An 8,048-nucleotide genomic window follows, 5' to 3' on the forward strand; every position below is an offset into this window, starting at 1 on the left:
GTCGACCGGCGAGCATCCGTCGTGGTCCTGGCCAAGGACGCGCGTGTGGCGAAGACCCGCCTCCAGCTTCCGCGGGAGGAGACGCGCCAGCTGGCTGTGAGTCTGGCCGCAGCCACCGTGCGGACCTCTTTCGCCGCGGAGAAGGTGGGCGCCGTGCTGGTGGTGACCGGTGACCAGGACATCTCCCTGGACGCAGTGCAGGTCGGTGCCGAGGTGGTGGCGGAGCCGCGTCCGCTGGGCATAAACCTGGCGGCGGCCCTCGGCCGACAGCGTGCGCTCGAGCTTCGTCCACACGCCCCTGTCGCCGTCCTCGTGGCCGATCTGCCGGCGCTCCACCCGAGCGATTTGGACGCCGTGGTGGCCGAGTTCATCGCCGAGGGCGCGCCTCTCTTCGTCGCGGATCATGAGGGCACGGGCACGACGTTCCTCATCCACGGTCCCGACACGCTCCCGGGCTTCGGGTTCGGTCGCAGTTCCGCCGCGATGCACTGGCGACTGGGCTACCGCCGCGCGCGCACCGGCCCGCGATCCCTGCGCTGGGACCTGGACACACCGCAAGATCTTGCCGCTCTCGTGTTGTCGAACGGTCTGGCGGCGTCATGACGGGTAAGGGATCGCCGGTGAGCAACCTGGAGGACACCGAGAAGGACGGACAACGGACGGCGCGCACGGCTTCGGCCTGGGTGGTGACGGCTCGGCACCGGTCGACGGCGGCGGTCAAGCCGCCCGAGCCCTTCGGATCTTGGCACGCCAGACGTCCCGAGGACGCCTTCACCGCCTGCGGTCTTCCGGCCGCCGGATGGCCGATCTTCTGGCACCTCACCCACGTTCAAGGGCGCGACAGGATTTGTGTGGAGTGCCAAGAGGTCATGTACTCGTGACGCGCTGAGTGAGGGGCCACGACGCGCTCAAGTGGGCACGGCGGTGGCGGCAGGTCGGGGTCCGCTGGGCGTCCGATGAGTGCTGGTCGGTGTTGCTTCTGGCTTGTGAAGGAGCAGTGGCATGTGCCGCGGCATCGGATCAGGGCAGAGGTGGTCACCAGTGAACACGGCGTCAGGGGCGCAGGCCGGTCGGGACCGGGCGCGGGAGGCCAGGCTGAAGGCAGCCGGGGAACGCCGGCTCCAGCTGGACCCGGACCAGCTGGCCCGAGACAAGCGCATCGACGAGGCGACGGTCGAACTCGAGCTCGCCTGCGAAGCCCGCGCCGATGCCGAGCGAGCGGTTGCGTCGGCGGAGGCGGCGGCCGCGGCCGTCCATAGCCCGGTTCTTGGGGGAGCGCCTCTCAGTCGCGGATGTGGTGCGGTTGAGGAGGCGTGATCTCTCAGGAGATGGGCGACAGACCGAACCCACGGCGACCGCGTGGCACGAGCTCCCACCAGCGATCAGCCAGCATGATGCTCGCATCACTTCCGGATGGGACGCGGCTGGCAAGCTCACGGTGCCGCATGCAGGGGGCCGTCGGTGGCGCATTGAGGGTGCAAACGCGATTCGTCGAAGTGCAGGAGCCGCGTTCACGCCATTGATCGGTTGTGCCGTTGAGCTGCGACTGGACACCAAGATCCACGGTTCGCGCCGACCATTAGCCTTTGGACATGACCGGCCAACATACGTTTCCCAAGCGCATCACGGTGCTCTCGGGCGGCGTCGGCGGGGCACGCTTCCTGGAAGGTCTCCTGCGTTTGGTGGCACGTCGAGGCTTTGAACCGTGGACCGGATCCACGGATGGCGAGGTCCCCGATGGCAGGGTGCAGATCACGGTGGTCGCAAACACAGGTGACGACCTCAGATTGCATGGCCTCCTCGTGTGTCCAGACTTGGACACCGTGATGTACACGCTGGGCGGCGGCATCGATCGTGACCGCGGATGGGGTCGTTCACAGGAGACCTGGAACGCCAAGGAAGAGCTCACGCATTACGGGGTCGGCTTGCCATGGTTCGGCCTGGGTGATCGTGACCTTGCAACGCATCTGGCCCGGACCCAGCTGCTGGCCGAGGGTCGGTCTCTTTCGGAGGCGACCGAGGTGCTCTGTCGCAGGTGGAATCCTGGAGTTCGGCTGCTTCCGATGAGTGATGATCGCATCGAGACCCATGTCCTGATCACGAACCCGGCTTCCGGGGAACGCGAGAACGTGCACTTTCAGGAGTACTGGATCCGGTACGGCGCCGCCGTGCCGGCGTTCGCCATCACCCCGCAGTGGGCCGAACATGCGAAGCCCGCGCCCGGGGTGCTGGAGGCCATCGACAACGCGGACGTGGTGCTCCTGCCGCCGTCGAATCCGGTCGTCTCGATTGGCACCATCTTGTCCGTCCCGGGCATAGCCGAGACGCTGAAGGGATGCCCGGCACCGGTGATCGGCGTCTCGGGCATCATCGGCTCGGACCACGTCCGCGGCATGGCGCGGCAGCTCCTCGAAGTGGTCGGCGTGGAGGTGTCCGCGGCTGGGGTGGCCGCGCACTACGGAAGCCGCACCAGTGGGGGTCTGCTCGACGGGTGGCTGATCGATTCCAGCGATGCAGCCCAGTTGCCGCGCATCGAGGCCCTTGGCATTCGCGCTGAGGCTGTCCCGCTGTGGATGACGGAACCCGACGTAACGGCGGACATGGTCGCCGAGTCCCTGCGGCTGGCGTCCCGATGACTCTCACGGTCACGCCGGTCAACGGGATCGGGGAAGTCTCCACGGACACCGACCTGGTTCAGCTGGTCGGGGGAAGCGTCACACTCCAAGACGGCGACCTGGTGGTCGTCACCAGCAAGATCGTGAGCAAGGCCGAGGGCCGCGTGGTCCGCAAGGACCGTGCCGCAGCGGTGGCCGAGGAAACGGTGCGCACCGTCGCGCGCCGCGGGGCCACCGTCATCGTCGAGAACCATCTCGGACTGGTGATGGCGGCGGCAGGGGTCGATGCCTCGAACGTCGAGCCAGGCACGGTCGCGCTCCTGCCCCGCGATCCCGATGCCTCGGCGAGATCCCTGCGCGAGGGTCTGCATCGACGCTTCGGGCGCAACGTGGCTGTGATCATCGCCGACACAGCCGGGCGGCCCTGGCGCCATGGCCAGACCGACATCGCGATCGGCGTCGCCGGCGTCCACCCCCTCGATCCCCACACAGGGCTCACCGACGGGTACGGCAACGAGCTCTCGGTCACCATGCCTGCCATCGCCGACGAGATCGCGGGTGTCGCCGAGGTGGCGAGCGGCAAGCTCGGACGACGTCCGGTCGTGGTCGTCCGGGGCCTGGACGAACGTGTCCTCGCGTCCGGAGTGCACGGGCCGGGAGCAGCGGCCCTGGTGCGGGCGCGTGGGGAGGACATGTTCGGACTCGGCGCTCGCGAGGCCGTGGTGGCGGCGCTCAGTGGTGGTGACCCCTCACTCTTCGGCACGCCGGCGGATCAGGGCGACCTGGTTCGCGCTCTCGACCTGTGTGGCTTCACGGCGTCGCAGACCGTGGGCGGGCTTCACGTCGCCGCGGCGGCGGATGATGCGCGGCTGCAGGCTTTGATACTGGCGTATGGGTGGCGGGCTGAGGCGCTGCCGAGTGATCCCGGAGCCGCGGCCTCGATGCTGCGGCCCCGAGCTTAAACGCCGAGCTGAGCCCGGCAGGGTCACGCGTCTGGGTCTGTGCGTGGCCGGGAGCCTTGCCACTGGCCGCGGTGAACCACCTCGTCCAGGGGTTGGCGTGGCCTGCGCTGAGGGGATCCGCCGGTGCCGATGTCGTCCGGGAGCATGTGTCCCACCGTGATGGCTCCGACCGGCGTGTACGAGTGGGGCACCCCGAACTCGGTCCGGAACGAATCGACGTCGGCGACACCGAAGAAGCACGCCCCAAGGCCCTCGTCGACGGCGGTCTGCAGGATCAAGAGAGCCGCCATCCCGACGTCGACGTGCCAGTACGGCACCTGCCAACGCTCTCCGATGGGAGCCTTCCATCCCTTGTCGGGCTGAGCGTATCGATCGGCGTAGGCCTGCTGGCTGCTCAGCGGAACGATGATCGCGGGGGCGGTCCGCATCCCATCGAGCCAGGCATTGGATGAGCGCGGAGATGGATTCGCCGACCGCCAGAACCTGCTGACGTCCTCGGGAGTGTCGAGGCACAGGAACGCCCAACCCTGCGTGAACCCCGCACTGGGCGCCCGCACCGCGTTCGCCAGCATCCGATCTAGGACCCCCCGGTCGACCGGGCGATCGGCATACCTCCGGACCATGCGTCGGCGCCGCACAACTTCCTGGAACTCCATCGGTCGCGTCCCTTCAGTCGTTAGCGGGGACCCACGGGGGTGAACTGCCTAGTGAAGCCGATCCGGAGAAAGTTGGTAGACCCGTGCGTCGACCGCGAGGCGCCCGCCTTCGTGGCATACACCGCCGAGGGCCACCCGGCTACTCGACGAACTTGCTGCCCAGGGTCTCCAGTTTCACAACGGCGTCGCAGTCAGGGCACGACTGTCCCACGCGGCCAGGCACGTACGGCGTTTCCCACAACTTCTGCCACGTGGCGCACGGGATGCCGCAAGCGGTTGTCATGGTTCCCATGGTCTTCGCATGACTCGTCGACGAGGGCGTTCGGCTGAGCCCAGCGGACCCGTGGGTCCATGTTGAGGCTGGTGCCACGACGAACCATCGGTGGGCGCTCACGTTCTGTCCTTTCGTTCAGTTCTTGAGTTCGCAGATGACGGCGCCGTTGGTGACGGTCTCGCCGACCTCGGCCTTGAGTCCGGTGACGGTGCCGGACTTGTGGGCCTTGAGGGGCTGCTCCATCTTCATCGCCTCGAGCACGACCACGACGTCGCCCTCGGCGACCTCCTGGCCCTCGGTGACGGCGACCTTGACGATGGTGCCCTGCATCGGGGAGGTGACCGCGTCGCCCGAGGCCGCGGCGCCGGCCTTCTTGGCCGCCCGCTTGGGCTTCCTCGCGGCCCCGGCGGCACCGCCGGCGGCGAGCCCACCGAGGCCGGCGGGGAGCACGACCTCGAGGCGCCGGCCGCCGACCTCGACGGTCACCTTCTGCCGCTCGCCCAGGTCTGAGGACTCGCCGTCGGAGCCATCAGGGCCGGCGTAGGGCTGGATCTGGTTGTCGAACTCGGTCTCGATCCAGGTGGTGTAGACGCTGAACTCGCCCTCGCCCGAGGGCGTCGAGGCACCGACGTAGGCCGGGTCATCCACGACCGCCTGGTGGAAGGGGATGACGGTGGGCATCCCGTCGACCCGGAACTCGGCCAGCACGCGACGGGACCGCTCGAGCGCCTGGGTGCGGTCGCGGCCGGTGACGATCAGCTTGGCGATCAGGGAGTCGAACGAGCCCGGGATGGTCTCGCCCTTCTCGTAGCCGCCGTCGACGCGGACGCCGGGGCCCTGCGGCGGAGCCCACTCGGTCAGGGTGCCGGGGGCGGGCATGAAGTTGCGGCCGCCGTCCTCGGCGTTGATGCGGAACTCGATCGAGTGGCCGTGGATCTCCGGGTCGCCGTAGCCGAGCTCCTCGCCCGCGGCGATCCGGAACATCTCGCGGACCAGGTCGATGCCGGTGACCTCCTCGGAGACGCAGTGCTCGACCTGGAGGCGGGTGTTGACCTCGAGGAAGGAGATCGTGCCGTCGCGGCCGACCAGGAACTCGCACGTGCCGGCGCCGACGTAGCCGGCCTCGGCGAGGATCGCCTTGGACGCCTCGTAGAGCCGGGTGACCTGGTCGTCGGTGAGGAACGGCGCGGGCGCCTCCTCGACCAGCTTCTGGTGGCGACGCTGCAGCGAGCAGTCCCGGGTGGAGACCACCACCACGTTGCCGTGCTGGTCGGCCAGGCACTGGGTCTCGACGTGCCGCGGCCGGTCGAGGAACTTCTCCACGAAGCACTCGCCGCGGCCGAACGCGGTGACCGCCTCCCGGACCGCCGAGTCGTAGAGGTCGGCGACCTCCTCCAGCCGGCGGGCCACCTTCAGGCCGCGACCGCCGCCGCCGAAGGCGGCCTTGATCGCGATCGGCAGGCCGACCTCCTCGGCGAACCTCACCACCTCCTCGGCGCTCTCGACCGGGTCCTGGGTGCCCGGCGCGAGCGGGGCGCCCACCTTCTCGGCGATGTGCCGGGCCTTGACCTTGTCGCCCAGCGCGTCGATGGCCGCCGGCGGCGGGCCGATCCAGACCAGCCCGGCGTCCAGGACGGCCTGGGCGAAGCCGGCGTTCTCGGCCAGGAACCCATAACCCGGGTGCACCGAGTCGGCGCCGGCACGCTTGGCGACGTCGATGATCTTCTCGATCGACAGGTAGGACTCCGCAGGCGTCGCACCACCCAGGCTGTAGGCCTCGTCGGCCAGCCGCACGAACAGGGCGTCCCGGTCCGGCTCGGCATAGACCGCCACGCTGCCGATCCCGGCGTCCCTGCAGGCACGGATCACCCGCACCGCGATCTCGCCCCGGTTGGCGATGAGGACCTTCTTCAACTCTGGCATCACTGTCGCTCCAATCGCTCAACTCGTGGGGAGGCTGCTGGCTCGCCACCCGCCCGGCCGGTGGTCGGGGAACGAGCGCAGGCGGGTGGATACCGGCCACTCCGACGGATTTCCCGGGGTCGGAGTGGCCGGTGTCTGGGGGATGAGGAGCACCGCGACAAGTGCCGCGACCTCCTCGGGGGTGGCGTCGGCGTTGACCACGCGCAGCATCGGGGCCCGGGGCGACGTCGCGACGGGGTGATCGGCTGCTGCCTGTGCGTGCACACCCGGCGCGTACTCAGCGCGGGTCATCGGGTTTCGGCCCGTCGAAGGATTCGGTCGCCGAGGTCGTGCAGCGCTCGTCGCGTCGCGTTCCCGAGGCCCACATAGGAGGCGATACGGAGCCCATCGCAGGTGTCGACGTCGCATCTGAGTCCGGGGGCCGCTGTCACCGCGGAACCTCTCGGCCTCTGCCGCCGCGCCGGATCGGGGGCCAGGCAGGCCTCGAAGGTGGCCACACGTTCGGCCTGGAACGTCACGCCTGCGTCGCCCAGGTCAGTCGCGTATACGGATTCATGGCGGCGGCCGGCGGCGGCGAGGACTTCTTCGAGCTCGTCGGGCTGGAGTGCGGGAAGGTCGCTGACGATGGCGGCGACCATCTGGGGGGAATCGTCACGGGTCTGGGCGTGAGCGTGGTCGACCGCAGCGTTGAGACCCGTCCCCGGCTCTGTCGGGATGAACCGTGCTCCATTGTCGACCGCGAGCGCGGCGAGGCCCGGGTCCGGCGAGACCACCACGATGTCGTAGACCGATCGGCATTGCCGAATCGCATCGAGTGTGTCCGCTGCAAAGGCGTGACTCAACCGGGCGCGTTCCTCGGGCCACAGCCCGGATCGTGGCATCGCCTGGTGAAGCTCCTGGACCGGGAGGATCACGCGGTAGCGCGCGCTCACAGCGGGATGTTCCCGTGCTTCTTGGGGGGCAGGGTCTCGCGCTTGGAGCGCAGCAGCCGCAGCGACCGGACGATCTCGGGGCGGGTCTCGTGCGGGGCGATGACCGCGTCGATGTAGCCGCGCTCGGCGGCGATGTAGGGGTTGGCCAGGGTGTCGTCGTACTCCTGGACCAGCTCGGCCCGGCGCCTGTCAACGGCACCAGGCTCGCTGGCCTCAGCTGCGGCAGCGGCGGCGATCTCGTTGCGGTAGAGGATGTTGACCGCGCCCTGGGCGCCCATCACCGCGATCTGGCCGGTGGGCCAGGACAGGTTGATGTCGGCGCCGAGGTGCTTGGAGCCCATCACGTCGTAGGCGCCGCCGTAGGCCTTGCGGGTGATCACGGTGATCAGCGGGACGGTGGCCTCGGCGTAGGCGTAGATCAGCTTGGCGCCGCGGCGGATGATGCCGTTCCACTCCTGGTCGGTGCCGGGCAGGAAGCCGGGCACGTCGACGAAGGTGAGCACCGGGATGTTGAAGGCGTCGCAGGTGCGCACGAAGCGGGCGGCCTTCTCGCTGGCGTCGATGTCCAGGCAGCCGGCGAACTGCATCGGCTGGTTGGCCACCACCCCGACCGGGCGGCCCTCGACCCGGCCGAAGCCGACGATGATGTTGGGCGCGAACAGCGGCTGCACCTCGAGGAACTCGCT

General features: G+C 69.3%; 10 protein-coding genes. 4 read left to right on the forward strand and 6 right to left on the reverse strand.

Annotated elements, in window-relative coordinates:
- Nucleotides 1-21 precede the first annotated feature (21 nt).
- Nucleotides 22-603 (forward strand): NTP transferase domain-containing protein, encoded by a 582-nt coding sequence (locus tag DDE18_RS21415; protein WP_165821303.1) that lies wholly within the window; start codon nucleotides 22-24, stop codon nucleotides 601-603.
- A 17-nt stretch (nucleotides 604-620) separates the two neighbouring features.
- Nucleotides 621-881: a hypothetical protein gene (locus tag DDE18_RS21420; protein ID WP_116574445.1), complete on the forward strand. Its 261-nt coding sequence runs from the start codon at nucleotides 621-623 to the stop codon at nucleotides 879-881.
- A 172-nt stretch (nucleotides 882-1,053) separates the two neighbouring features.
- Here DDE18_RS21420 and DDE18_RS23190 read toward each other — a convergent pair whose 3' ends face one another.
- Nucleotides 1,054-1,257 carry a hypothetical protein gene (locus DDE18_RS23190; RefSeq protein ID WP_165821304.1) on the reverse strand — a complete coding sequence of 68 codons (204 nt, stop codon included), beginning with the start codon at nucleotides 1,255-1,257 and terminating at the stop codon, nucleotides 1,054-1,056.
- 335 nt (nucleotides 1,258-1,592) lie between these two features.
- Here DDE18_RS23190 and cofD point away from each other — a divergent pair, with 335 nt between their 5' ends.
- A complete protein-coding gene (gene cofD / locus DDE18_RS21430; protein ID WP_116574448.1) occupies nucleotides 1,593-2,636 on the forward strand; it encodes a 2-phospho-L-lactate transferase in 1,044 nt (347 codons plus the stop codon).
- Complete coding sequence (gene cofE / locus DDE18_RS21435) at nucleotides 2,633-3,577, forward strand: coenzyme F420-0:L-glutamate ligase (RefSeq protein WP_116574449.1); 945 nt, start codon at nucleotides 2,633-2,635, stop codon at nucleotides 3,575-3,577. The genes cofD and cofE overlap by 4 nt, the downstream gene beginning before the upstream one ends.
- Nucleotides 3,578-3,600: 23 nt before the next feature.
- On the opposite strand, the gene DDE18_RS21440 is transcribed toward cofE, so the two are convergent.
- The 5 genes from DDE18_RS21440 to DDE18_RS21460 all read right to left on the reverse strand — a co-directional run.
- Entirely contained in the window at nucleotides 3,601-4,233 is a 633-nt protein-coding gene (locus tag DDE18_RS21440) for a nitroreductase family protein (protein WP_116574450.1), read from the reverse strand.
- 409 nt (nucleotides 4,234-4,642) lie between these two features.
- Nucleotides 4,643-6,430, reverse strand: a complete 1,788-nt coding sequence (locus tag DDE18_RS21445) for an acetyl/propionyl/methylcrotonyl-CoA carboxylase subunit alpha (RefSeq protein ID WP_211754683.1) — start codon at nucleotides 6,428-6,430, stop codon at nucleotides 4,643-4,645.
- Between the two features lie 18 nt (nucleotides 6,431-6,448).
- Nucleotides 6,449-6,721 carry an acyl-CoA carboxylase epsilon subunit gene (locus DDE18_RS21450; RefSeq protein WP_165821305.1) on the reverse strand — a complete coding sequence of 91 codons (273 nt, stop codon included), beginning with the start codon at nucleotides 6,719-6,721 and terminating at the stop codon, nucleotides 6,449-6,451.
- The gene (locus tag DDE18_RS21455) at nucleotides 6,718-7,362 is read right to left on the reverse strand and encodes an NTP transferase domain-containing protein (RefSeq protein WP_116574455.1); all 645 of its coding nucleotides are present in this window, start codon (nucleotides 7,360-7,362) and stop codon (nucleotides 6,718-6,720) included. Before DDE18_RS21455 ends, DDE18_RS21450 begins: the two co-directional genes overlap by 4 nt.
- On the reverse strand, nucleotides 7,359-8,048 hold a 690-nt coding region (locus DDE18_RS21460), incomplete at its 5' end, for an acyl-CoA carboxylase subunit beta (protein WP_281258423.1). The genes DDE18_RS21455 and DDE18_RS21460, both read right to left, overlap by 4 nt.

The sequence above is a fragment of the Nocardioides gansuensis genome, from assembly GCF_003076135.1.
GTDB classification, from domain to species: domain Bacteria; phylum Actinomycetota; class Actinomycetes; order Propionibacteriales; family Nocardioidaceae; genus Nocardioides; species Nocardioides gansuensis.

Bases quoted from the DNA above. Each gene is read 5' to 3' on its own strand.
- DDE18_RS23190 (WP_165821304.1), bottom strand. From the start codon at position 1,257: ATGGACGGCCGCGGCCGCCGCCTCCGCCGACGCAACCGCTCGCTCGGC.
- cofD (WP_116574448.1), top strand. From the start codon at position 1,593: ATGACCGGCCAACATACGTTTCCCAAGCGCATCACGGTGCTCTCGGGC.
- cofE (WP_116574449.1), top strand. From the start codon at position 2,633: ATGACTCTCACGGTCACGCCGGTCAACGGGATCGGGGAAGTCTCCACG.
- DDE18_RS21440 (WP_116574450.1), bottom strand. From the start codon at position 4,233: ATGGAGTTCCAGGAAGTTGTGCGGCGCCGACGCATGGTCCGGAGGTAT.
- DDE18_RS21445 (WP_211754683.1), bottom strand. From the start codon at position 6,430: ATGCCAGAGTTGAAGAAGGTCCTCATCGCCAACCGGGGCGAGATCGCG.
- DDE18_RS21450 (WP_165821305.1), bottom strand. From the start codon at position 6,721: ATGACCCGCGCTGAGTACGCGCCGGGTGTGCACGCACAGGCAGCAGCC.